The sequence below is a fragment of the Acidithiobacillus ferridurans genome, assembly GCF_003966655.1.
Taxonomy (GTDB): Bacteria; Pseudomonadota; Gammaproteobacteria; order Acidithiobacillales; family Acidithiobacillaceae; genus Acidithiobacillus; species Acidithiobacillus ferridurans.
Genome location: NZ_AP018795.1, coordinates 362,072 through 384,691, shown reverse-complemented (window position 1 = coordinate 384,691; position 22,620 = coordinate 362,072). Strand labels below are relative to the sequence as shown.

The window sequence follows — 22,620 nt, the reverse complement described above, 5'->3', positions numbered from 1 at the left end:
AAAATACTCTTTGTATAATTGGGAATAACCGGCCCCGATAACAGTTGTTATTCATTGATGTCTCATGAAACCTGTTTTTAGCGGTTTAACATGTCCATGGATTTTCAGCAAGCGGAAAATCTCTATAAGATCTGTCTGGATGCGGTGGCGGAGAGGATATCAGGCGGTACTACCCCGCGCATGCGCAAGATCGGGATAACCATCCCTTAACCAAAGCCCCGGCAGATCTTCCAGAATCTCCCGTACCAGCCCGGGCCCGCGGAAAATCAGCCCGCTATAGACCTGCAATAGACTGGCTCCCGCCCGGATCTTGGCATAGGCATCTGCCGCGCTCAGAATGCCGCCGACGCCAATGATGGGTACCTGTCCCTGGGTCGCACGATAGAGTTGCGCGATGACGGCATTGGATTGCTCCAGCAATGGTGCACCGCTCAGGCCCCCGCTTTCGGAGAGTCCGGGTTGAGAGGCCAGGCGTTCTATAGTGGTATTGGTGGCGATAAAACCATGCACCAGAGGGGCCGTGCCTAAGGCCAGACTAGCGATGGCGTCGAGATTATCGTTGTCCAGATCCGGTGCAATTTTGAGGAGCAGTGGCAGGGGCGGGCGCTGATGTTGTAGGGCCAGACGCTGGTTGGCTGCGGCGACGGCATTGAGCAGTCCCCGTAAGGCTTCCTCACCTTGCAGCAAGCGCAAACCCGGCGTGTTGGGCGAGCTCACGTTCACACAGAGATAATCGCCATAGGGGAAAAGCAGTTCCAGCGCGGCAATATAGTCGTCCTGCGCTCGCTCCAGCGGGGTGTCCTTGTTTTTGCCGAGATTGATGCCGATAGGCACCGGATGGCCAGGTAACGCCGCCAGTCTTCGGGCAACTGCCGCAGCCCCTTCACCGGGGAAACCCATACGGTTGATGACCGCCTGCTGTGCCGGATAACGAAAGACCCGGGGGTGCAGATTGCCGGGCTGCGGGCGCGGGGTCACTGTGCCGATTTCGATGAAGCCGAAGCCGAGAGCGGGGAGGGCGACTGCGGCGCGGGCATCCTTGTCATAGCCGGCGGCGAGACCGACGGGATTGGCAAAATGCAGGCCCCAAAAGTCCTGCGCCAGACGCGGGTCATGGAGGGTGTAGCGCCGGGCCACACGGGCGAGGCCGCGTGGCATGTGTCCCAGTGCTTCCAGCGCCGCGATGCTCAGGGTGTGGGCGCGCTCCGGGTCCAGCGTAAAAAGCAGAGGGCGCAGCAGGCCGTAGCTCATGCCCAATCCCTGGGTGTGAGGAAGTCTTCCTTGAGGCGGGTTTCGGGGCTACCGGCTTCGCCCTGCCAGTCGTAGGCCCAGGCCGCCAGGGGCGGCAGGGACATCAGGATACTTTCGGTGCGCCCGCCGGATTGCAGGCCGAAGAGGGTGCCGCGGTCATAGACGAGGTTGAATTCCACATAGCGCCCCCGGCGCAGGAGTTGAAATTGGCGCTCGCGTTCACCGTAGGCTAGGTCCCGGCGCCGGGCGACGATGGGCAGATAGCTGTCGAGGAAGCTGTTAGCCATATCCTCCCAGAAGGCCCGTAGGAGGCTGGCATCACCATGGAGATCATCGAAAAAGATGCCACCGATACCGCGCATTTCCTGACGGTGCGTGATGGTGAAATAATCGTCGCACCAGGCTTTGAAGCGCGGATAAAAGCCCGGGTCGTGACGGTCACAGGCGGTTTTGAGGACGCCATGGAAATGCCGGGCGTCTTCCTCAAAGCCGTAGATGGGCGTCAGGTCGGCGCCGCCGCCGAACCACCACACGGGTCCCGCCGAGAAAAATCGGTAGTTCATGTGAACGATGGGGACGTAGGGGTTACGGGAATGCAGTACCAGAGAGATGCCAAGGGCGGTGAAGGTCTGTCCCGCCAGTTCAGGGCGATGTGCGGTAGCTGAGGGGGGAAGCCGGTCGCCATGGACTTTGGAGAAGTTGACCCCGCCTTTTTCCAGCAAAGCGCCGTCGGCAATAACCCGGGTTCGCCCGCCGCCACCGCCGGGCCGTTCCCAAAGATCTTCGCGGAATTTCGCCGCGCCGTCTGCTTCTTCCAGGGCGTTGCAGATGCGATCCTGCAAGCCGCGGAGAAAGTTTTCCATTTCATCCAGGGGTGGTTGTTGCATGATTTTACTCCCGTAAGACACGACCGCTGCGGGCATCGACAATGCGGCTGGGATGCTGTTGCTGCCCCAACCGTGCCGGCAGTACCCACAGAGAGCGACCAAAATAGCGGTATAAGGTGCGCAGGTCACGGGCCGGTTGTCTCCCCGCCGGATTGGCGCTGGTGGAGACCATGGCGCCGCCGAAGACCCGCGACAACGCGACGATGGCGGAATGGCTACTGATCCGCACCGCAACGCCCGTATGGCGTCCGCGTATCCAGAAGGGGACCCGGGGCGTGGCCGGGAGCACCAGCGTCGTACCGGGCCAGAATCGCGCCAGCAGCGCCTGATCTGTATCATCTTGCGCAGACCAGTAACGCCGGGTTTCGGCTGTCCGACCTGCCACCAGAAGAACGCCTTTATGCCGTGGTCGCCCCTTTAGGGCTAGAATTCGGTGCAGGGCGCGGCGCCGACGCGGGTCACAGCCCAGCCCCCAGACCCCTTCCGTGGGATAGGCGATGACCCCGCCGCGCCGTATATGCGCAACCCCTCGGCGAATATCCTGACGACGCGGATGGCGGGGCAGCATCAGCCGGAAACGGCGTCAGGCACGCCGCAGGCCGCGGTGGCCGATGTCGTGCCGGTACTGCAAGCCCGGCCAGTGGATATCGGCGACGGCGGCATAGGTACGTCGTTGCGCGATCGCCAGATTTTCTCCCAATGCCGTGACGCCTAGCACCCGCCCACCCGCGGTGACGACGGTGCCGTCGCGCGCCTCCGTCCCGGCATGAAAGATTTTGACGGTATCCCCCTGCGTCTCGTCGAGACCGCAGATGGGGTCTCCCGTCTGCGGATGATCGGGATAACCCGCGGCAGCCAGTACGACGCAGAGTGCAGCGCGACTGTCCCAGTCGAGAGCCGTCGGCAGCGGATCGCCGCGGGCCGCGGTCAGCAGAAGCGTATAGAGGTCGGACCGCAAGCGCATCATCAGCGGCTGCGTCTCGGGATCGCCCAGTCGGCAGTTGAATTCCAGCACCTTGGGTCCGGCGGGGCCGATCATCAGACCGGCATAGAGAAACCCGCAGTAGGGCGTGCGATCTGTCATCAATCCTTGCGCTGCCGGGCGCATCACTTCGCGCAACACCCGCTCGCTCATGGCGGTGTCGAGGATGGGGGTGGGGGAATAGGCACCCATGCCGCCGGTATTGGGACCCTGATCGCCGTCCAGCAGACGCTTGTGGTCTTGCGACCCCGCCAGCGGCAAGACCTGACCGTCCACCACGATGGCGATGAAGCTGGCTTCCTCCCCCTCCAGAAACTCTTCGATGACGATAGAACCCCATTTCAGGAACTGGTGCACGGCGGCCTCCGCTTCGGCGCGCTCCGCAGCCACGACGACTCCTTTGCCGGCGGCGAGGCCATCGGCTTTGACCACGATCGGCAACGGTTGGTCACGCAGGTAACCGAGGGCCGCGTCGGTATCGTCAAAACGTCCGTAACGGGCGGTAGGGATACCGTGCCGCGCCATGAAGGCTTTGGCGTGGGCCTTGCTACCCTCCAGCATCGCTCCGGCGGCGTTGGGACCAAAGACGGGAATACCAGCCCGGCGCAGCGCATCACCTACACCCGCCACCAGAGGGGCTTCGGGGCCGATGACCACCAGCGTGACGTTCAACCCACGGGCGGCGGCGATCACCTGGTCGGCATCCGTCGGCTTCAGGGCCAGATTGTGGACTTTGGCCTCGGCCGCCGTACCGGGATTGCCGGGCACACAGTAGACTGTCGCGACCTCCGCCGACTGGGCCAGCTTCCAGGCGACGGCATGTTCGCGTCCGCCACCGCCGAGGATCATGACTTTCGCGCCCATCTGCGTTTTCTCCTCAACCATGCCGGAAATGGCGCACACCGGTGAAAACCATGGCGATGCCGTGTTCATTGACGCTGGCGATGACTTCTTCATCACGGATGGAGCCGCCGGGTTGGATGATCGCCTTTACGCCCGCCGCCGCCGCCGCATCGACCCCATCGCGGAAAGGGAAGAAAGCGTCAGAAGCCAGCGCCGCACCGTGCAGATCGAAGCCCAGTTCCAGGGCCTTGGCTACCCCGCATCTGGCCGCATCCACCCGGCTCGTCTGCCCCGCACCGATGCCGATGGTCTGGCCTTCGCGGCCATAGACAATGGCGTTGGAGCGCACGTATTTACCAACCCGCCAGACAAAGGCGAGATCACGGGCTTCCTGTGCCGTCGGTGCGCGTTCGGAGACCACTTTCCAGTCCGCTTCCGCTTCCATGGCCTGATCAAAGTTCTGTACCAACAAGCCTCCCCGCACGCGCTTGTAATCCCAGCCTGTCCGCCGCCAGGCGCGGCCATCGTCAAAGGCGAGCACCCGCAGATTTTTCTTTTTGGCCAGAATGGGCCGGGCATCGGGTAAAATGGCGGGCGCCAGTACCATCTCGATGAACTGGCCGCTAATGAGTTCGGCAGTCTGTGCATCCAGCGGCCGGTTACAGGCGACGATGCCGCCGAAGGCGGATATCGGATCGCCGGCCCATGCGCGCTGATAGGCACCGAGCAGATCCGGTCCCACGGCCACGCCGCAGGGATTGCCGTGCTTCACCACGCAACAGGCGGGTTCGGCAAATTCCATCACCAGCGCGACGGCGGCGTCACCGTCCCCGATATTGTTGTAAGACAGTTCCTTGCCCTGCAACTGATGGGCGTCCGCCAGTCCGCCGCCGCTGCCATCGCGGTAGAAGGCGGCGGCCTGATGGGGATTTTCGCCGTAGCGCAGATCCTGCGCTTTCTTAAATTGCAGGGACAGAGTCTGCGGGAAGGTTGTCCGGTTGCCATCGGGGCCCAGGCTGGAGAGATAGTTGGCGATGGCTCCGTCATAGCGCGCCGTGTGGGCGAAGACTTTGGTGGCCAGGCGGAAGCGGGTACTGGCGCCGACGCCGCCGTAACTCTGTTCCATCTCCTGTAGTACGGCGGCATAATCATTGGGGTCGACGAGGACGGTGACGCCCTCCCAGTTCTTCGCTGCCGCACGGAGCATGGTCGGACCGCCGATATCGATGTTTTCGATGGCTTCTTCCAGTGTGCAATCGGCGCTGGCGATGGTCTCGGCGAAGGGATAAAGATTGACGCAGAGGAGATCGATGGCGGGGATGCCGTACTCGGCCATTTGCCGGGTGTGGCTGCTGTCGTCGCGCTTCGCCAGCAGCCCGCCGTGGATTTTGGGGTGCAGGGTTTTGAGGCGGCCCTCCAGCAGTTCCGGGAAACCGGTATAGTCCCCCACTTCCTGCACCGCGACACCATCGGCCATCAGGGCTTTGGCGGTACCGCCGGTAGAGAGTATCTCCACCCCAAAATCCTGCAACCGCCGGGCAAATTCCACAATGCCACGCTTGTCGGAAACGCTGATGAGCGCCCTTGTAATCTCACCCATAAATCCCACGGCCTCCGAAAAAGTGGCAGTCCAAACTAAAAAAGGTACGATCAGGAGACCTGTCGTACCCAAACCTCCTGATGGAGGGAGCGTTTTGCTCACGCCCGTGCAAACGCACGCACCGGCGGAATGAGACCATTGTAAAAGAGCCTCCATTGCGATGCAAGTGCGCTGCGGACAACGCCGTCCTCGACAGACCTATGCGGATAATCTAATATTTCCGGGACTCCTCAGTATGGAAAGGCGGCTATGTCCGAGCATGTGATACTGGCGGCCGTGGATGGTTCGGAAAATGCCCTGCTGGCCGCAGCGGTGGCTGCGCGCTTTACCCACCTGCTGGGTGGTCATTTGGGTCTGGTGACGACCTTGCAGGTGCCGACGGTGCCCCTGGGGTTTGGCGGTGGGCTTTTTTCCAGTGATCTCAAAAACCGGCTGCTGGCGGATGCCCGCATCGAGGCGGAAGAAAATCTGCGAGGTGTCGCAGAGCGCATACAGGAACACTGTGGAATTCTCCTGCCGGAATACTATCTGGTCGAAGGTGCTCCCGAGGTGGAAATCCCCAGGCTGGTCGAACAGGATCCGCATATCATCATGGTGGTGGTGGGCCAGCGTGGCTATGGCACCGAGAGCAGGCCCCTTGGTCTGCCGCATTTGCTCGGTGGCCTGGGCGCCAGACTGAGCCTGACGCTGAAGGTGCCGGTCCTGATGGTTCCGCCCGATACCCCGATGGATCAGATCTGTGCCGGCGTGATGGTTTCTGTCAGATCCCCCGGAGACGCGTAAGTTGGAGCTTTTCCTCCCGGTCGCTCATATGGCGGTGAATATCTGGCTGATCATCGGCTTTGGTCTGATCGTCGGCTTTCTCTCCGGGTTGACGGGGGTCGGAGGCGGGTTTCTGATCACTCCGCTGTTGATTTTTGTCGGTGTGCCACCCCTCGTGGCAGTGGGCACCGGCGCGGCGCAAATCGTTGGGGCGTCGGCTGTCGGGAGTTATGCGCACTGGCGTATGGGTAATGTAGACATGCGCATGGCCTTCATCCTCCTCGCGGGGAGCTGGATGGGTGGACTGCTGGGTGTGCATGTGGCGCGTATCCTGGATGCGTCCGGGTATTTTGGACTAGTGGTCACCTTCCTTTACGTCGGCCTGCTGGGATTTATCGGCATCTCCATGCTCGTGGAGTCGACCCTCGCCATGCGTTGGGGCCATCATCCCGGTAAAAACAAAAAGAAAGTGCAGGCAGGGATTTCCTGGCTGGATCGATTGCCCTGGCGGATGGAATTCCCTGTTTCCGGACTGCGCCTCTCCATTCTGGCACCTGTACTGCTGGGTTTCGCGGTGGGAATCATGGCGTCGCTGATGGGGGTGGGCGGCGGTTTCGTCATGGTCCCGATCATGCTGTATCTGCTCAAGATGCCGACCAGGGTGGTGGTAGGGACTTCGCTATTTCAGTTGCTGTTTACCAGCGCGGAAGTGGGCATTTTGCAGGCCGGCATGAACCACGCCGTTGATCCTTACCTGGTCCTGGCGCTGGTGCTGGGCTCCATATTCGGGACACAGTTCGGTGCCAGGCTGGGGGCGCTGATGCGTGGGGAGCAGTTGCGTCTGGTGCTGGCGCTGGTGGTTTTGGGCGTCGCCATCAAGATGGGTCTGGGGCTGGTGATTCCGCCCGAGCACCTCTACAGCATGGCACGAGTGGTTTAGATGCGTCTGGTAAAGCTTTGCCTCATGGGTCTCGCCGCGTTGATGACGGTATGGATGACACCCGTGCTGGCGGCGGAGCCTCTGGTGGTCGGCACCAGTAACGACGTGGTGAAGGTCACCAGCCATTTTACAGGGCGGGAACTACTGGTTTACGGTGCTCTCTCCCAACCGGGGCAGGTGATTGTCCTGCTGCACTCTCCCGCGGCTACCGAGGCCATGTTACGCAAAACCCGGACTGGGCCCATCTGGCTGACCGGCGCCAGGGTGACGGTGACAGGTGCCCCCGGTATCTGGGAGATGCTCTCCTCAGCGCCTGTAGACCAGTTGCTGCCCTTGGCGACCCGGCAGTTGCTGGGTCTGGACCCCGACCATCTGTCCCGGCAGGCCAGCTATCAGCCGGAGCCGGCGGACGTGGCTGCGTGGCAGCAGGCTTTTCTGAAGAACAAACTGCGCCGTCGTGACTATGTGGTGCAGTCGCAAGGGGTGCATATTGAGGGTGGACAACTTTTTTCGGCTCGTATGGCCCTGCCGGCTTCTCTGCCTTTGGGGCGCTATACCCTGGATACTTTCCTGGTCCGTCACGATCAGGTGGTGGCTAGGCAGGAACAACATATCGAGGTACAGCAGACCGGCTTTCAGGCCTGGATCGCGCGTTTCGTCAGCCAGGATGGCTGGCTCTACGGCATCGTACTGACCCTGATGCTGGCTGCCATGGGGCTCGGCCTGGGTATCGTCATGCAGCGGCGTCTGAACTGACTTCTCCGTGTGCTCACAGATCAGCCATTCGTAGGGGCGTTTAAAAGAAATAGCAAACTGCTATAATATTTGATTTGGGTATTTTAACATTCTATCGGGCTGCACAAATGTTGGCCGATGCCACTTCCATCAGGAGTTCATAATGTCCCAGTTGCTCTATGACAACGGAACGCATAAATGCATCGCCTTCACCGACTTGGTGGAAGGCGAGGGGATTCAGGCCAATCAGTTCCTCATCGTCAACAATGGCGAAGGGATGCTGCTCGACCCGGGCGGTAACCTCACCTACAAGAATCTGCTGGCGGAAATGGCGAGCTATTTCCTGCCGGCGCATCTCGATTATGTATTTGCCTCTCATGAGGATCCGGATATCGTCGCCTCTGCCAACGGCTGGCTGCTGATCACCGACGCGAAGATCCTCATCGCCAATGAATGGACCCGTTTCCTGCCGCACTTCTGCTCCAAGGGGATGACCGCCGGGCGAGTTATCGGTATTCCGCCGCAGGGCATGAGGGTCAATCTGGCGGGGCAGGAACTCTTTATCGTGCCCGCGCATTACATGCATTCGGTGGGCAATTTCCAGGTTTACGATCCGGTGAGCAAGATTCTGTTCTCCGGAGATCTGGGCGCTAACCTGGTCAGTGGGCATGATGCTTCCAAGGTAATTGAAGGTGCGGAAGCGTTTGCGGCACATCGTGCGGCAACCTCCATGGATGGCTTCCACCGTCGTTATATGGGTGGCCAGAAAGTCTGCAGGCTCTGGACCAATATGGCGCGGGGCATGGACATCGAATGGATCGTGCCGCAACACGGCGCTTCCTTCAAGGGGCGGGAGACGGTCCTGGCTTTCCTCGACTGGTTCGAGGGGCTGGAATCGGGGCCTGATCTGTTGACCCAGAAGGACTTTCAGTTTCCTATTCCCGAGTATCTCTGAAAGAGGTGCATCGAAAGATGGGTATCTTGAATCAGGACATGTTTGACGATCTCTACGCACAACTCGGCGCCATATCGCCAGAAATACAAGGTGCCGCGCTGATTTCCAACGAAGGGGCGGTGATTTTTCAGGAGGGAGAAACAATAGTGGACCAGCATCTTATCGGTATCGCCGGGGCTGCCATTATGCGTCTTGCAGAGCATATCAGCTCTGGTCTTGCCGAATGTCCGGCACAGGAGATCAGCATTCGCTGTGACAGATATACGGCACTTTTTGTGCCCGTGGGAGCGGATGCGCTCCTGATGCTGGTGCTATCGGCAGAGACGGACACGCGCCCTTTGGCGAGGGCCGTCCGAAGTCGCCTGGAGCGGTTCTGACTGGCGGGTGTTTTGAGTTTTCTACTTCTGCGCAACGGTAGTGCTGCCCCACTCCACATTTCCCGCGCTGATCGGCGGTACTGCCCGCAACGCCCGCTTCACCAGCTTGCCGTTGGCGTCGAGAATGCTGAGATGATAAAAGCCCGCCACAGAGGGCGTCCAGCGCACACTTCTCAAGGCCGGGTTGGACGGAATGGGGCGGCCATCGACCAGAAAATGAAAAGGTCGGCTGCCGCCGAGCACGCGAATACTGACCGGCTCACCGGCGGTCAGTTGTGCGCCCGGTGGGGGTGCGGCGATCTCCAGCAGGGTGCGTTCCGGCACCCGGTTGATCTGTAGTTTGACCCGTGAAATATTGACGCTGGAAAAGCCCACCGCCGGTGGCAGTGATGCCGGAATGATAAAGCGTCCGGTATCGGAGATAATGCTGGGCGAGCGATTGGGCAGGGTTAACGTAATGCTTTTCGCCGCCGTCATGACCGCTCCGGCAATGGCGGGCAGGCCTGCCCGGATATGCATCTGCGTGCTGCTGCCCGCAGGCAGACCGGTGACGCAGATGCCGCCGTTTTCGCGGACCACCGCCGCATGGGGCCGGGCGGGGGAGAAGGTTACCCAGTTACTGGCATGAAAATCCGGTGCATCGGAGAGCGGGGCGGTAAATTTCACGCAGGTGCGGGTTGGAAACTGGTTGGCATCCGGGGTGACGCTCTGCACCTGGAAGCCGTAGGTCATCACCGTTTTTTTCAAATCGGCAGCAATCCGCGTATCTGCGGGATAAGCGCGATACATGGCCTCCAGAAGATGAATTTCAGCCAGGTGATTACCGCGCGCCGCCAGAGTTTGCCGCAAGAGATTCAGGGCGGGAAGGAGTATGGCGACATCGGCTTTGTGCTGCTGAATGGTGCGCTCATAAGCGAGATAGGCGGAGTACGCGATGTCTTTCTCGAAGGGCGCGCCATTGTTGCGGATGGCGTTGGCCAGGTGCCACCAGATCTGCGGATTACCATTATGGCCAAGGCCGATACGTTGCTGGTAGTCGGCGACAGCCGATGACCAGTCGCCCGCGGCGTATGCCTTTTCCGCTGTGTCCAGGGCATGGGTACGTTGCTGCTTTTTCCATGCTTCGTGCTGGGTCTGGAGGCGTGCGGCCTTGGCCGTGTCGCCAGCTTTCAGGGCCGCGCGAATCGCCTGGTCGTTGGCCCGGCCTGCCGCACGGAAGCGGTGCCCCAGCTTGGAGGACTCCAGATTGCTGGCATAAGTCTCCGCATCGTTCCCCAAGCCGGGCAGGGCGCGGGACAGGTTGACCAAGGGGAGCGTGGTACCACTGCTCGCGGAGTTCGTCAGCGCCGTAGGCAATGCCTCAGGGGTGGCTGGAATGCTGCCACTGTCAGTGTAATCCGGCGACGGCTTTTACGTTGCGGCATCGTTGCTTCCCTTGGGTTACGGCTACTGAGCTATATTATCATTTTCTACAGTGATTTGATCAATGCATTGTTCTTGGCCGTTCGGTCAAACCAAACCACCTGCTCAAATTCCGTAACCGAACAAGGCGCGTGTGGCTCAATGATGCGTGGAGCCAGAGACGCCTGCGAGGAGAGCGGAATGTTTATTTAGCGTATTCCGATAATCTTAAATATTATGACATATAAATCCTGCGCGCCGGTGCGACAATTTGTCGCAGGTAATACGGGCTGCATAGCGTGTAATATTCCTACGAATTACATGATAGAAATAGTTGTTACTAGCGCGCATACAACCCCTAAGGAGGTATTCCCATGCGGTTTAGACTTAATATCGTTTTGGCAACGATGATCTTTTCGTCAGTGGCGGTGTCGACGGCCATGGCCGGTGTGCCGGTGCAGTGGTCGGTGGATGTCCATGCGCCGATCTACAACTCACCTCGGGTAGCCGATGGCGTAGTTTATTTCGATACGGCTCAATCCAAGGGCCCCAATGTCTTCTCGGCGAAAAATGGGAAAATTCTTTGGCAATTTACGACCGGTGGGACAATTCTAATGCCCCTAACCGTGGGTCATGGACAGGTTTGGGTTGCGTCTGACGTGGGCAGCACCCATTATCTACGGGCGATCGAGGCCAAAACTGGCAAGTTGATATGGGACTACACCCGACATGAGCCTCCGGAGTGCATGTGTAGCCATCTCACACATTACGAGCATCATTTGCTTTTCGCACAGACGGATGGTCATAGTCTATATGCCTTTTACCCAGTCGGAAATATTCCGAACCGCCGGTTATGGGCATTTACGGGAGATGGTGCCAAATTGACGGCACCGGTAGTGGTGGATCATACCGTCATTTTTGGTTCTGCCGATCATAGTGTTTATGGGCTCTTCGATAAAACCGGGAAAATTCGTTGGCAACAGAAGACTGGTTATGGCTTTGTGGCGCAACCCGCCGTTTGGAAGCATGAAGTGATCATCGGAAATCGGGGTGGTACCGTACATGCGTACTCGACAACGACCGGCACATCGTTATGGAATTTTACGACCAACGGACCCATTAGTACCACCGCACTCATCTGGCATGACAGTGCCTTTATTGCGTCAGGGGCTGGGGATCGTGGCGTTTATGCCCTCTCCGCTAAAACCGGGAAGCAACTATGGTATACCCGGATGGCGGACTACACGGCCTACGCTCCGGTCATGGCCAAGCAAATCGTGGTTGTTGCGTCGCAGGACGGAAATATACTGGGCCTTTCCGCAACAACCGGAGAAGTACTTTGGCGCAGCGAGTTGCATGGTATTCCCAAGTCACAACCGGCACTTTGGAAAGGTGACGCTGTACTTAAAGTAAATGATCACAAAATCATGGCATTCAATGCACAGAGCGGAGGCTTGGTGTGGACCTATCATAGCAAGAATGTGGTCACCAGCCCCGTCCCCAAGGGCGATAGCGTCTATGTCGGCACCATCGGCGGGACCTTGGTAGCCATTGGCCAGTGATGGGGACGGCGCATGAGTGATTTATATAACCGATATCGCGCATGTCGTCCGGCTTGCCTGGCAGCACTTATTTTAAGCTGCCTGTCGGCATTGCCATCGATAGCCGAGGCGAACTATCTGAGCTCGGCGGTGTCCTGGAATCTGCACCTCAGTCTGGAGGGTATCGACAATTTCTCCGGAGGAATCGCCCCGGGTGCCGTGGGTAATGCTACGGCTAGGGCCGGTTTTGCCTTCAATACCAGTCGCGCCGGCTGGTGGACCGGCGGGCGATTGGTCGCACAGTTTCTGGCCATTCAGAATGGCAACCCGGAGAACTACGTGGGCGATACCCAAGGGGTTAACGCCTTTACCGGACTTAACCGGGGCGCACTCTATCAACTGTACTACCGGCAAAATATAGATAATGCCACATTGAGGGCGGGACTCATCAGTGCCAATGATTATTTCGATTCCACCGGTGTAGCGAGTAATTTTCTGAATGTTTCTTATGGGTTTGGGTCCGCTATGGGAATCAATGTTCCAGGAGCTTCTTCTTACCCATTTTCCAGCCTTGGGGTGATGGGGAGCTATAGCGCTGACGGCTGGACGGGAATGGTCGGCATTTTCGAGGGAGATGCCATTCATCCTTTCAGGGATCCTACGCATCGTGGAGACATGATCTGGCTGGAGGCCGACAAGAGTGGTTCTCTGGGTGATGGAAAATATACGGTGAAAGTGGGCGGGTGGCGTAACCGCCAGTTGCCACAGTATCAGGCAACGCTGGGTAATGACGCCAGTGGTATGTATACCACGGGAGAATACCGCTGGGAGATGGACGGTATCGATTGGGGCAGCTTTTTGGAGTTTGAAGCTGCGCCTAATCCGGTGAATAGTCTGCCTTGGTATATGGGTGCCGGGTTGCGCCTGAAACACTTCTGGGCGGTGCGCCCGCGCGATAGTGCTGGTATCGGCATGGCCCGGGCATGGTTGAGGGGCGCTCCTTATAATGCGGAGACAGACTTTGAGGGCTATTATTCGGCGCGGATAGTCCGTCGTTTATATCTACAAACAGACCTTCAGTATGTCGTTCACCCCAGTGCAGTATATCCAAATGCGCTGGTCGGCATCGTACGCTTGCATGTCACTTTTTCCTAGTAAAATGGGAACGAATTCTGCATTTATATGATTATATCGAATGATTGCCCAAGTCGGGCGTCCAGATCACGGATAAAGAACCTCGTTTTATTTAGCGTTGTCGTGTAGTACCTTCTCCTTGATTGCCGGGCGGATTTACCCCGGCTTTTTTATATCCAGGCAGAAATGCCTCCAAGGGTGATCCCCGAAGTGGATCACGGAAACCTGTATTGGCGCTACATGATTTACTGTTGTTCTTCGTAAATGATATGATCATGCTTATGTATGCCAGCGATTCACTTGAAGTATAGCAAGATCTCGCTTATACATATGCAACAGGGGAGATGTAGCGGGGTGTGTCATGTTCCGATTCGCATCACCATGCTCTGGCCATGGGCTATCAAGTTGCCGGGCGTGCTGCGTGGGGGTGTCATGACCCGCGGCAGGGGTTTTAAGGCTGGGTCCGGAAACGCCGCGATGGGGGGCTCCGTGGGGCTGCTTGCGCAGCAGTTGCGAGTGCCGTAAGGTTGGTTTCGGTGACGGCGCCATCTGCCGAATCTGGCCGGGCAAGAGGATTGCCGGAAAATATCTAGATTATTAGTGTAAAGTCTGGCTCGAAGAAATACGGAATACCGTCCTTGGTAACATATAACTATTGCATTATAAGGAAATTAAAATGGTAAGGATAGCTGAAGTAATCATGGCGCTTGTTGTTGTGCAACTGCTCTCCGGATGCGCAATGTCTGAGGACAAGGGCCAGGCTAGTTATTATGAGGGGCTCGCATCGCAGCAGGATCTCCAAAAAATCTCCGCCATACCAGCAAAAAAAACGCCGATTGCTGTAAACCAGTCTAACAAGATAACCGATCATGCACATCAGGTTATTGATACACAAAAAACAGAAACGCCCCGCCCTGAAGGAAATGGTTTCGCTGAAACGGTGAGGTTTCGTGAGCATCTCAAAATCGGTGATATGTCCCAGTGCGGTATGGTGGTAAAAATAAGACGACCAATCGTCAAGATTCAGATGGCCGACCATGAGAGATGGATAAGAATATCGGAAATTTATCCTGCCAGTTCCGGGCGTTTGTGCCGTTTCAACGGCGATGGCAGGTAGAGCCCATGCCAGCGTTCGCCATGGTTCTGTAACGCTCGACGTGGACTAGGCAAATGATGTGGAGCGGTCTTTGATATGCAATATTGTGATGTTGTCAGTCATGCCGGATATTTGTGATGACGAATTATAGCGGTATCCGGAATATCATGAACTCATTGCTGATGTTCTGTGTGTTGTGTTTGATGAGCATGAGCGTTGCCATGGCCGGTGATGCGCCGCATAGTGGCGGCAAAGCAAATAGATTATGGACGCAAATACTCCGGCATCGTGTTACCTATATCCAGGATGGAACGCATGGCCCGGTTATATATGATGTTCAGGATCCGAATTGTCCATATTGTCATGTACTATACGAAAATGAGATCCCCCTGATTGAGTCCGGGAAACTAACCGTGAGGTATATACCAGTAGCGATCCTGACTCCTGGAAGCCTGGGGGAAGCGGCGGCATGGTTGCAGGCCCCACATCCACTGTTTGCGTTGCAGCACTTTGAAAACATCGTTGGTGATGCTTTTCGTAGCGAAAATACTAGCACCCTGCCGACAGTGCCAGCCAGCGCGTCGACGAGAATCAAGCTTCATGATAATCTTCTTGTTGTTAGGTCATTGGGTGTAACAGGAACACCCGCCCTTATATACCGGGCTGAAGACGGTAGGATTAAAACAGTTATGGGATTGATATCCAGGCACAGGTTGGTTAGCATGTTGCCGTATTTCAGATAGGGTTCATCTGAAAAGCACAGCCAGAGGATGAGTTACCGCCCAGTCATACCCCGCCATCCTGGCCCCTTTGCGCCGAAGCCGCTGACAATTCCGGCGATCCTGTACCACGGCAGGAATATGCCACCGAGAATAATAAGCCTTCCATCAAATCGCCGAGCAACGACGGGGTGCTCACAATGTCGCAACCTCACTGTAAAAGGATTGATTACCTTTGTGCCAGTGGGAGCGAATGCGGTCCTGATGCTGGGACTCTCGGCAGATACGGATACGCGTCCTTTGGCGGGGGCTATCCCCGGTATGGTATCCGCGCTGGATCACCAGGGCGTTAAGCATGTCGTCTGAACCGGGCTGAAACGAATCACCCCGGAGTGACTCCCTCCGCAGGTTTCTGTTTTGCGGATAAACGCTCCATAACGGCCTCTGGCTGGGACTCAATTTCCAGCAGGTTGGCGTCAATGTCGGCCAGCATCTGGTCGCCACTTGCCTCGCTGAGCAGACCTTCGTTGCGGGCATCAAGAAGTTTCTGTCTTTCCTTAAGGAGTAGGCGCCGGTATAACCGGGAGAAATCGCCCTGAAGTACACGTTTTTCGTCCCGTTTATCCAGGCCAGCCAGCTTTTTTTCGGCATCCTTCTGCGCCTGCTGGTAATAGGTGGCCAGCAGGTCCAGCGCGTGCCCGTCCCGCAGACCTTCCTGCTGCAGCCGCCCGATCTCTTGATTACCGATTTGCGCCAGGACGACGCGCATCCTCTGCATTTCAAAATCCTGGGAGGACTGGCCGTTACCCAGCACCTTGAGCGCCCGTGCCAGCGGCGAAATGCTCAGTCCCTGAATCAGGATGGTCAGTAATACGACGCCAAAGACCAGGTTAATCAGCAGGGAGCGATGAGGAAAGTCATGCGGAAGACTCAGGGCCAGCACCATGGATAGCGCCCCGCGGATGCCGCCCCAGACCAGCACAAAATTCCAGGCAGGAGGTATCCTGGCCCGCGTGCGGCTCAATAATCCGCTCATCCCGTAAATGACCGCGGCTCTGGCAATGGTGACCGCTACATAAGCGGCCAGAATCAAGGGCCAGATACCGAGCAGGTCAGGCAAGTGGATGGTGAAACCAACGAGCAGAAAGATGAGTGAATTCAGGGCAAAACCGATATATTCCCAGAAAGTGTCGACCGCCATTTTAACAGATGCCGTCATCCCTTGTTTGGCCCCGTAATTGCCGCAGATCAGCCCGGCGACGACGGTACTGATGACGCCGGAATAGTCGAGCTGCATCGCAGCGAGAAAACTGCCATAGGCCGCGAGAATGGTGATAGTGATTTCGACCATGCCATCATTGACGCGCTTGATGATTTCGGAACTCAGCCAGCCAATGACCACGCCCACCAGCGCGCCACCGCCGACCACTGCGAAAAACTGAATGCCCAGTGACGAAGCGGATACCGTTTTGCCTTCCGCCAAGGCAAGGAAAAGGCTAAAAAAGACGATAGCCGTACCGTCGTTAAGCAGACTTTCACTCTCTACCATAAAGGTCAGCCGTGCGGGCGCCTGCAGTTTGCGAAACATGGAGACCACAGAAATTGGGTCGGTGGCTGCCACAGCGGCGCCGAATACCAGTGCGACACTGACGGGCATGACCACATTCGATAAATTGGGCAGATATTGACTGCTCCAAAGAAACACGAAGGCGGTCACAATCATGGAAATAAGCACACCCGGCACCGCCAGGCCAAATATGGCGAGACGGTCACGCCACAGGGCGCCGGAGGAAAGATGGTAGGCGGACTCGAAAATCAGCCCAGGCAGGAAGAGGGTGAATACCAGATCATGGGTCAGTACCGGCGCCTGAAACAGGTGTAACGCCCCCAGCACTAGGCCGCCCAGCACCAGCGCAACGGTATAGGGCATGTGAAAGCGGTTCGCCAGTACCGATAGCAATGAGGCCGCCACAAAGAGATAGAGAATGGCAGTTTCCGGTATCATCGTTCCTGCATAGTGTTCATGAAGGGTGAAAGACAGACATCGGGACTACAGCGCATCTGGACAACCGTCAGTGAACGGCCTGCCAAGTTTCAGCCTCCATGTCCACCTGAGCCATCAAATATCCTGACGACGATGGTATATGGGTATGGTATCATTATAATCAATCATTTCATAGGCATAGCTTTACGTCTGCTTTTCCACAGATTTCCTATTGAACTTTTTTAATCGTCCAATCCGTCTGGATTCACGATGATAGCCGAAAAAGGAGGAATCGAGTCGCTTCAGCAGGAATATCTCGCCAAGCACAAAAACGCCTTCTGCCAGATCGCCGATCAGTGACAGAGCGCTCATGACGCCGAAAGCGCACCGTAAAAGGTGGGTTACAGACGCCATCGCCAATTTCCCCGGTGCGGATACGGATGGTCTCCAGCACTTCAGAGACGAAGATTTTACCGTCACCAATCTTGCCGGTGCGGGCACCTTTTTCGATGGCCTCAATGGCCTGGTCGACGACGTCATCGCTGATTACCGTCTCGATTTTGACCTTGGGGAGAAAATCCACCACGTATTCCGCGCCGCGGTAGAGTTCGGTATGACCTTTCTGGCGCCCGAAACCTTTGACTTCGGTGACCGTGAGGCCCTGGATCCCGACTGCCGACAATGCCTCACGGACATCATCGAGCTTGAAGGGTTTTACTATGGCAGTAATCAATTTCATGACGACACCTCTTGCGCAGGGTTGGAACATCTCGGGGGGCAACGACCCCGGGGGTTAGAACATGAAGCCGGTTTCGACCATGCCCCGGAGTTGGTTCTGGGCGAGGCCGTTGGTACCCGAGAAACCAGTGCCGCTCTGCATGGATGCTGTAACATAAGAAAGCTCGGCCCGAGCGAAAAAGCCGCCGTCCTGATAAGTCGGCGTCACGGTCAGCGACCAGGCATGGGAACCGGGGCCGAAGCCGGTGAGGTTGGCGGCACCATCTGTAGCAGTGCCGGAGTTGCTGATGTACTCCACCCGCCCGGCGACGGAGATTTTGTCCGTCAGGCTGTAATCGGCAAGAATGGCGGCACCGAAGGTGCTGGTCTTTCTGGTGCCGGCACCCAGCGCCTGAATTGCGCTCGCCGGCACGCTGGTATACTGCACATAAGGCGTCACGACGAGGTTTGCGCCGGTATGGGTATAACCCAGGTCGTAAATGCTCTCGTTGTTCTGTAGCGGCGTGGTGGCAATGGACGAATAGGCGAAATTCGTATGTCCCATATTGCTGCCAGCCTGGAAGAAGACACTGTTTTCCTTGTTGATGGCCCAGGTCAGGGCGCCCGTCACCCAGTTGAAGCGATCGGAGTAGAAACCGTCATTCCAAGACAAGGAAGCGGTGACCGGCCCCATGGTGTAATTGGCCTGGATGCCTTTGTTGACGGCATTCTCCTGGCCCCAGAGCAGGCCGCGCTCGATGTTCCAGTTCTGGTAGCTGAAGGTGTATTCGGCGCCGATCAGGGTCGGGAGTTTGCCGATCTGGACATTGAAGTTATCGGTGGGGGCGATTTCAAGATAACCGACCGGCAGGGCGCCGAAGGTGTTCTGAGTGAAGGTACCGGTGGAGAAATAGCTGGAGCCCAGGGTCATGACGTTATACGCCCCTGCCTGCAGATAAAATTGCACCAGACCGGAGTTCTTCTGGATGATCACCTGACCGTTGCTGATGTCGGCGGACGCAGACTTGTTGCCAGGATTGCCTGATCCTGCGAACTTGTTGTCCTGCCAGACGCCATAGCCGCTCAACACCCCTTGGACATCAAGTTTGCCCAAGGGCCCGGCGTCAAAGCTCAGGGGGGCTGGCAATGCGAAGGGGGCGGCTTGAGCGGTGTCTGATACCATCGCCAGTGTGGACAAAACCGCCAGTGGCAGGATTGTTAAAGCCAGTTTGCTACCGGTGCGAGGGGCTTTTTTCGTGGTGAAGCGGTTCATCATGTTTCTCCAATTGGGTAAAAGAGGCCTGTACACCAGGTATGACTGGCGCGATCCCGTAGCCAATGAATGTGCAAATTTATTGGCCGTTGAATATTGGTATTGCGGTAAAAGGCAGCGTTTCCGAATAAAAAGACACCACCTCATCTTTTACCCGGCGCACGGGATGGATCACCCACTGTTGGCCGTGGTGGATCTGAAGACGTGTCCAGGCATCCCGACGCAATTTCCGGTCGAATTTTCCAGAACGCAGAAACGTCCCCAAAAGTGCTCCCTTGTGCAAGCGCAGGAGCACATCCGGGATTCGGGCATCGGCAATGAGCGTGGTCGCACCAGAGCGCGCCGCATGGGTGGCGGCGTGTATTTTGGTGAGCATCCCGCCGGTACCCACGGTGCCACCGCTTCCACCCGCCATACGCTCAAACCGTGGGTCACCCGCCATACCTTCTGTGATCATTTCGGCATCAGGCCGTGCGCGCGGGTCGGCTGTAAATAGCCCTGATTGATCGGTCAGCAATACCATCAGGTCGGCATGCCAGACGTTGCTGACCAGGGCGGCCAAATGGTCGTTGTTGCCCAGAGCATTATCCAGATCGGCGATCACATCGTTCTCATTGATAATGGGCAACATCTGCATTCTCAAGAGCATTTCGATGGCGGACCGGGTCTTCTTGAGGCGCTTCCGATCTCTGAAGTTATCGCGCGTCAGCAGTATTTGCCCGCAATGCGTCCCTCCCTCGGCCAGGAGATTCTCATAAGCATGAATCAGGGCGGATTGCCCCACGCTGGCCGCCGCCTGACGCTCTTCGGTGGTGGTCATCTTCTGTGCCCATCCCAGGTGACATTTGCCGGCACTGACGGAACCGGAGGAAACTAATACGACCTCAATATCGTCGGCGCGAAGTCGCAGTATTTGCTGCACAAAGTTCTGCATGGCCGACAAATCCAGTCGTTGGCCGTCTTGAGTCAGCAGACTGCTCCCGATCTTGATAACCCAGCGGCGTGCGTGCTGCTGTAGCGCTGCACGGTCGGGCACTACGGAATGCAGTGTCGTTTTACCGACGGTATTCATGCGCATTGAAAGACTCCATTGGTTGATAAACCGGTTTGGTTATGTCATCAACGGATATTGTATATGGTCATCATCTATAAATTCCATATAAATAGTATATAATTTGCGTATATTGTTGCCCGTAACACGACGAGCAAACTACACATACGATAACGTAATATTATGGGACAGGAGTTAGTATTTCCACCGGTTTGCATTATTCCGTCTTGCCCGTAACGTGTTCTTTCCGAGCATAAAGCAGATACCATTTACGCAACGCCAGCAGGCACCAGATAAACTCGACCACGCCAAAAGGCCAGGTACCGGCCAGGAATCCATAAATGGAGGTGCTGAGGCAAGATACGGAAAATGCCAGAGTCCACCAAAGGGAGCGCTCCTCCAGGGCATAAAAGATCATCATCCATGTGACAGCGATTACGCCGAAGAGCGTTAATGGTGACATGGGGAGTTCCTTAGTGGGTTGGCAGCGTCGGCACATCGACCATGATCAAGTCACGGTAGCGAGGGCTCATCGGAATGGATGGACTGCGGTGTCTTTCCCTCGCGCGCCATCGCCCAACCACGCTCAAATGCGTAAGCCAGCACGCCAGACATGTGTTCGGGTAAATACGCTTCGCAGGCGTCCTCAAGCTCATCGGCGGTAGCATCCGGGTGTTGCAGCGCCCAACGGTAACCCGCCCACTCGGCCGCGAGGATGCTTTCTTTCAACGTCTCCATGTGTTTTTGTACCTCCGTAGATATCCTGCCGTTAGTAGAAGAGAGAAACCCCCTCCGCCAACGGTAGGTTTTGGTGGTGTCGTATTACCCCTAGGCGCCGGGTGGGCCTGCCGGGCGGATTGCTCCGCCCTGAAACGCGCTGATTTTGCGGCGAAGAAGTGCCACTCTCCGCGCCTCGCAGTGGTATATGCCAAGCGCGATCGTGAGCAGGGTGACCAAAGCTGCGCACACTCAGAAGGCCATCATGATTGTGGCCCTTTCGTGAGGGATCCCGTTGCCACATGTGCGGCGACATATCGCGCATGCAACGCGAGGTTGAGCTTCACCACATTGACCACCGGTTCTCCGATGAAACCCAGCAACGGTTCCGTCGTATTTTGCTGGACCAAGTGGCGCAACGTTGCGGCGGCGATACCGCCAGCCTGCGCAATGCGCGGGATTTGATAGCGCGCCGCGGCGATGCTGATATCCGGGTCAAGCCCGCTCGCCGAGGAAGTCACGAGATCCACCGGAACCGGCCCCTTTTCCGCGGGATCGGCGGCTTCAAGGGCCTTGATCCGCGCCGCCACGTGCTGTGCCAGAACAGGATTGTTCGGACCCAGATTGGAGGCACTGGACCCCGCCCCGTTGTATGGTACCGGTGAAGTCGCCGAAGGGCGGCTCCAGAAATACTGCGGTTCGCGGAAATACTGACCAATGAGGCTGGAGCCCACGACCCGTCCATGCTGACGAATGAGCGAGCCGTTGGCCTGATGGGGAAACACCACCTGACCGATACCCGTCATGGCCAAGGGATAGATCAGGCCGGTCATCACGGCCAGAATCAGGAACAGCAACAGCGCGGTTTTGATGTCTTTGATCATGGCGTCATCCTCCTACAGCACAACCAGCAGCATGTCTATCAACTTGATAAAGATAAATGGCGCAATAACGCCGCCCAATCCGTAGATCCACACGTTGCGGCGCAGGATGTGCTGTGCCGAGTCGGCACGGAACTTGATGCCTTTGAGGGCCAGAGGAATCAGAAAGGGGATGATGAGCGCGTTGAAGATGACCGCGGCCATGATGGCATGAGTGGGTGAGCTCAAATCCATGATGTTCAGCGCGCTCAATTGGGGGTAAGTCGACACGAACGCCGCCGGGATGATGGCGAAGTATTTGGCCACATCGTTCGCCACACTGAAGGTGGTAAGGGCGCCGCGAGTCATCAGCAGTTGCTTGCCGATCTGGACGATCTCCAGAAGCTTGGTGGGGTTGGAGTCCATGTCGACCATGTTGGAGGCTTCGCGCGCCGCCTGGGTACCACTGGCCATACAAAGTCCGACATCCGCTTGAGCAAGAGCCGGGGAATCGTTGGTGCCATCGCCGGTCATCGCGACCATGTAACCCTCATTCTGGTATTCTCGAATGCGCGCGAGCTTGGTTTCCGGTTTGGCTTCCGCGAGATAATCATCGACCCCCGCTTCAGCGGCAATGGCGGCGGCAGTCAACGGATTGTCGCCGGTCACCATGACGGTGCGGATACCCATCGCCCGCAATTCGGCAAAGCGCGATTTGATGTCGGCTTTGACGATGTCCCGCAACTCGATGGCACCCAATACCGCTGCGCCAGAGCAGACCACCAGGGGTGTTGC

23 protein-coding genes and 1 pseudogene are annotated in these 22,620 nt (G+C 57.3%); 10 read left to right on the top strand and 14 right to left on the bottom strand.

Translation table 11 applies throughout. From position 1 onward, the window contains the following. Positions 1-159 precede the first annotated feature (159 nt). From AFERRID_RS01860 to purH, 5 genes are read right to left on the bottom strand one after another with little or no spacing between them, the layout of a single operon-like run. On the bottom strand, positions 160-1,251 hold the full coding sequence (locus AFERRID_RS01860) for a quinone-dependent dihydroorotate dehydrogenase (protein WP_126604266.1): 1,092 nt from the start codon (positions 1,249-1,251) through the stop codon (positions 160-162). Beyond that, complete coding sequence (gene hemF, locus AFERRID_RS01855) at positions 1,248-2,138, bottom strand: oxygen-dependent coproporphyrinogen oxidase (protein WP_113526595.1); 891 nt, start codon at positions 2,136-2,138, stop codon at positions 1,248-1,250. The genes AFERRID_RS01860 and hemF overlap by 4 nt, the downstream gene beginning before the upstream one ends. Positions 2,139-2,142: 4 nt before the next feature. Continuing rightward, on the bottom strand, positions 2,143-2,706 hold the full coding sequence (locus AFERRID_RS01850) for an L-threonylcarbamoyladenylate synthase (RefSeq protein WP_126604265.1): 564 nt from the start codon (positions 2,704-2,706) through the stop codon (positions 2,143-2,145). Positions 2,707-2,721: 15 nt separating this feature from the next. Further along, entirely contained in the window at positions 2,722-3,984 is a 1,263-nt protein-coding gene (purD, locus tag AFERRID_RS01845) for a phosphoribosylamine--glycine ligase (protein WP_113526597.1), read from the bottom strand. A 13-nt stretch (positions 3,985-3,997) separates the two neighbouring features. Beyond that, positions 3,998-5,563, bottom strand: coding sequence for a bifunctional phosphoribosylaminoimidazolecarboxamide formyltransferase/IMP cyclohydrolase (gene purH / locus AFERRID_RS01840; RefSeq protein WP_113526625.1), 1,566 nt, complete (start codon positions 5,561-5,563; stop codon positions 3,998-4,000). A 249-nt stretch (positions 5,564-5,812) separates the two neighbouring features. Between purH and AFERRID_RS01835 the strand changes: the two genes are divergently transcribed. From AFERRID_RS01835 to AFERRID_RS01815, 5 genes are all read left to right on the top strand, one after another. After that, entirely contained in the window at positions 5,813-6,346 is a 534-nt protein-coding gene (locus AFERRID_RS01835; protein ID WP_113526598.1) for a universal stress protein, read from the top strand. 1 nt (position 6,347) lies between these two features. Then, the gene (locus AFERRID_RS01830; RefSeq protein WP_113526599.1) at positions 6,348-7,265 is read left to right on the top strand and encodes a sulfite exporter TauE/SafE family protein; all 918 of its coding nucleotides are present in this window, start codon (positions 6,348-6,350) and stop codon (positions 7,263-7,265) included. Continuing rightward, positions 7,266-8,021 carry a TIGR02186 family protein gene (locus tag AFERRID_RS01825; protein WP_113526600.1) on the top strand — a complete coding sequence of 252 codons (756 nt, stop codon included), beginning with the start codon at positions 7,266-7,268 and terminating at the stop codon, positions 8,019-8,021. Positions 8,022-8,163: 142 nt separating this feature from the next. Beyond that, positions 8,164-8,955, top strand: coding sequence for an oxygen-binding di-iron domain-containing protein (locus AFERRID_RS01820; protein WP_113526601.1), 792 nt, complete (start codon positions 8,164-8,166; stop codon positions 8,953-8,955). Positions 8,956-8,972: 17 nt separating this feature from the next. Continuing rightward, positions 8,973-9,332: a roadblock/LC7 domain-containing protein gene (locus tag AFERRID_RS01815; protein WP_225981791.1), complete on the top strand. Its 360-nt coding sequence runs from the start codon at positions 8,973-8,975 to the stop codon at positions 9,330-9,332. A 21-nt stretch (positions 9,333-9,353) separates the two neighbouring features. Here the strand turns inward: AFERRID_RS01815 and AFERRID_RS15410 are convergent, their stop codons facing one another. Further along, positions 9,354-10,688 (bottom strand): hypothetical protein, encoded by a 1,335-nt coding sequence (locus tag AFERRID_RS15410; protein WP_225981790.1) that lies wholly within the window; start codon positions 10,686-10,688, stop codon positions 9,354-9,356. Between the two features lie 419 nt (positions 10,689-11,107). Between AFERRID_RS15410 and AFERRID_RS01805 the strand changes: the two genes are divergently transcribed. The 5 genes from AFERRID_RS01805 (at position 11,108) to AFERRID_RS15885 (ending at position 15,589) form a co-directional block, all read left to right on the top strand. Beyond that, complete coding sequence (locus tag AFERRID_RS01805; protein WP_126604264.1) at positions 11,108-12,295, top strand: outer membrane protein assembly factor BamB family protein; 1,188 nt, start codon at positions 11,108-11,110, stop codon at positions 12,293-12,295. Positions 12,296-12,307: 12 nt separating this feature from the next. Then, on the top strand, positions 12,308-13,429 hold the full coding sequence (locus AFERRID_RS01800; protein WP_126604263.1) for a carbohydrate porin: 1,122 nt from the start codon (positions 12,308-12,310) through the stop codon (positions 13,427-13,429). A 655-nt stretch (positions 13,430-14,084) separates the two neighbouring features. Next, positions 14,085-14,525, top strand: a complete 441-nt coding sequence (locus tag AFERRID_RS01795; protein WP_126604262.1) for a hypothetical protein — start codon at positions 14,085-14,087, stop codon at positions 14,523-14,525. Between the two features lie 116 nt (positions 14,526-14,641). Continuing rightward, positions 14,642-15,247: a thioredoxin fold domain-containing protein gene (locus AFERRID_RS01790; protein WP_126604261.1), complete on the top strand. Its 606-nt coding sequence runs from the start codon at positions 14,642-14,644 to the stop codon at positions 15,245-15,247. A 213-nt stretch (positions 15,248-15,460) separates the two neighbouring features. Beyond that, positions 15,461-15,589 carry a hypothetical protein gene (locus tag AFERRID_RS15885; protein ID WP_264158123.1) on the top strand — a complete coding sequence of 43 codons (129 nt, stop codon included), beginning with the start codon at positions 15,461-15,463 and terminating at the stop codon, positions 15,587-15,589. A gap of 16 nt (positions 15,590-15,605) precedes the next feature. Here the strand turns inward: AFERRID_RS15885 and AFERRID_RS01785 are convergent, their stop codons facing one another. From AFERRID_RS01785 to AFERRID_RS16310, 8 genes and pseudogenes are all read right to left on the bottom strand, one after another. Continuing rightward, positions 15,606-17,228: a cation:proton antiporter gene (locus tag AFERRID_RS01785; RefSeq protein WP_126604260.1), complete on the bottom strand. Its 1,623-nt coding sequence runs from the start codon at positions 17,226-17,228 to the stop codon at positions 15,606-15,608. Between the two features lie 347 nt (positions 17,229-17,575). Further along, positions 17,576-17,946 (bottom strand): annotated as a pseudogene (locus AFERRID_RS01780) (P-II family nitrogen regulator). A gap of 54 nt (positions 17,947-18,000) precedes the next feature. Beyond that, positions 18,001-19,197 carry a porin gene (locus AFERRID_RS01775; RefSeq protein ID WP_126605659.1) on the bottom strand — a complete coding sequence of 399 codons (1,197 nt, stop codon included), beginning with the start codon at positions 19,195-19,197 and terminating at the stop codon, positions 18,001-18,003. 79 nt (positions 19,198-19,276) lie between these two features. Then, positions 19,277-20,275 carry a glutamate 5-kinase gene (gene proB, locus AFERRID_RS01770; protein ID WP_126604259.1) on the bottom strand — a complete coding sequence of 333 codons (999 nt, stop codon included), beginning with the start codon at positions 20,273-20,275 and terminating at the stop codon, positions 19,277-19,279. 190 nt (positions 20,276-20,465) lie between these two features. Beyond that, positions 20,466-20,711 carry a hypothetical protein gene (locus AFERRID_RS01765; RefSeq protein ID WP_113525350.1) on the bottom strand — a complete coding sequence of 82 codons (246 nt, stop codon included), beginning with the start codon at positions 20,709-20,711 and terminating at the stop codon, positions 20,466-20,468. A gap of 50 nt (positions 20,712-20,761) precedes the next feature. Beyond that, complete coding sequence (locus AFERRID_RS01760) at positions 20,762-20,986, bottom strand: hypothetical protein (protein ID WP_113525351.1); 225 nt, start codon at positions 20,984-20,986, stop codon at positions 20,762-20,764. Between the two features lie 242 nt (positions 20,987-21,228). Then, positions 21,229-21,849, bottom strand: coding sequence for a potassium-transporting ATPase subunit KdpC (gene kdpC / locus AFERRID_RS01755; protein ID WP_126604258.1), 621 nt, complete (start codon positions 21,847-21,849; stop codon positions 21,229-21,231). 12 nt (positions 21,850-21,861) lie between these two features. Then, entirely contained in the window at positions 21,862-22,608 is a 747-nt protein-coding gene (locus AFERRID_RS16310; protein WP_232027916.1) for an HAD-IC family P-type ATPase, read from the bottom strand. Positions 22,609-22,620: the final 12 nt, after the last annotated feature.

Coding starts and splice junctions, on each gene's coding strand:
- AFERRID_RS01860 (WP_126604266.1), bottom strand. CDS start 1,251: ATGAGCTACGGCCTGCTGCGCCCTCTGCTTTTTACGCTGGACCCGGAG.
- AFERRID_RS01805 (WP_126604264.1), top strand. CDS start 11,108: ATGCGGTTTAGACTTAATATCGTTTTGGCAACGATGATCTTTTCGTCA.
- AFERRID_RS01795 (WP_126604262.1), top strand. CDS start 14,085: ATGGTAAGGATAGCTGAAGTAATCATGGCGCTTGTTGTTGTGCAACTG.
- purH (WP_113526625.1), bottom strand. CDS start 5,563: ATGGGTGAGATTACAAGGGCGCTCATCAGCGTTTCCGACAAGCGTGGC.
- AFERRID_RS01800 (WP_126604263.1), top strand. CDS start 12,308: ATGAGTGATTTATATAACCGATATCGCGCATGTCGTCCGGCTTGCCTG.
- AFERRID_RS01835 (WP_113526598.1), top strand. CDS start 5,813: ATGTCCGAGCATGTGATACTGGCGGCCGTGGATGGTTCGGAAAATGCC.
- proB (WP_126604259.1), bottom strand. CDS start 20,275: ATGCGCATGAATACCGTCGGTAAAACGACACTGCATTCCGTAGTGCCC.
- AFERRID_RS01790 (WP_126604261.1), top strand. CDS start 14,642: ATGACGAATTATAGCGGTATCCGGAATATCATGAACTCATTGCTGATG.
- purD (WP_113526597.1), bottom strand. CDS start 3,984: ATGGGCGCGAAAGTCATGATCCTCGGCGGTGGCGGACGCGAACATGCC.
- kdpC (WP_126604258.1), bottom strand. CDS start 21,849: ATGATCAAAGACATCAAAACCGCGCTGTTGCTGTTCCTGATTCTGGCC.
- AFERRID_RS01785 (WP_126604260.1), bottom strand. CDS start 17,228: ATGATACCGGAAACTGCCATTCTCTATCTCTTTGTGGCGGCCTCATTG.
- AFERRID_RS01825 (WP_113526600.1), top strand. CDS start 7,266: ATGCGTCTGGTAAAGCTTTGCCTCATGGGTCTCGCCGCGTTGATGACG.
- AFERRID_RS01760 (WP_113525351.1), bottom strand. CDS start 20,986: ATGGAGACGTTGAAAGAAAGCATCCTCGCGGCCGAGTGGGCGGGTTAC.
- AFERRID_RS01850 (WP_126604265.1), bottom strand. CDS start 2,706: ATGCTGCCCCGCCATCCGCGTCGTCAGGATATTCGCCGAGGGGTTGCG.
- AFERRID_RS01775 (WP_126605659.1), bottom strand. CDS start 19,197: ATGAACCGCTTCACCACGAAAAAAGCCCCTCGCACCGGTAGCAAACTG.
- AFERRID_RS01815 (WP_225981791.1), top strand. CDS start 8,973: ATGGGTATCTTGAATCAGGACATGTTTGACGATCTCTACGCACAACTC.
- AFERRID_RS01765 (WP_113525350.1), bottom strand. CDS start 20,711: ATGTCACCATTAACGCTCTTCGGCGTAATCGCTGTCACATGGATGATG.
- hemF (WP_113526595.1), bottom strand. CDS start 2,138: ATGCAACAACCACCCCTGGATGAAATGGAAAACTTTCTCCGCGGCTTG.
- AFERRID_RS01820 (WP_113526601.1), top strand. CDS start 8,164: ATGTCCCAGTTGCTCTATGACAACGGAACGCATAAATGCATCGCCTTC.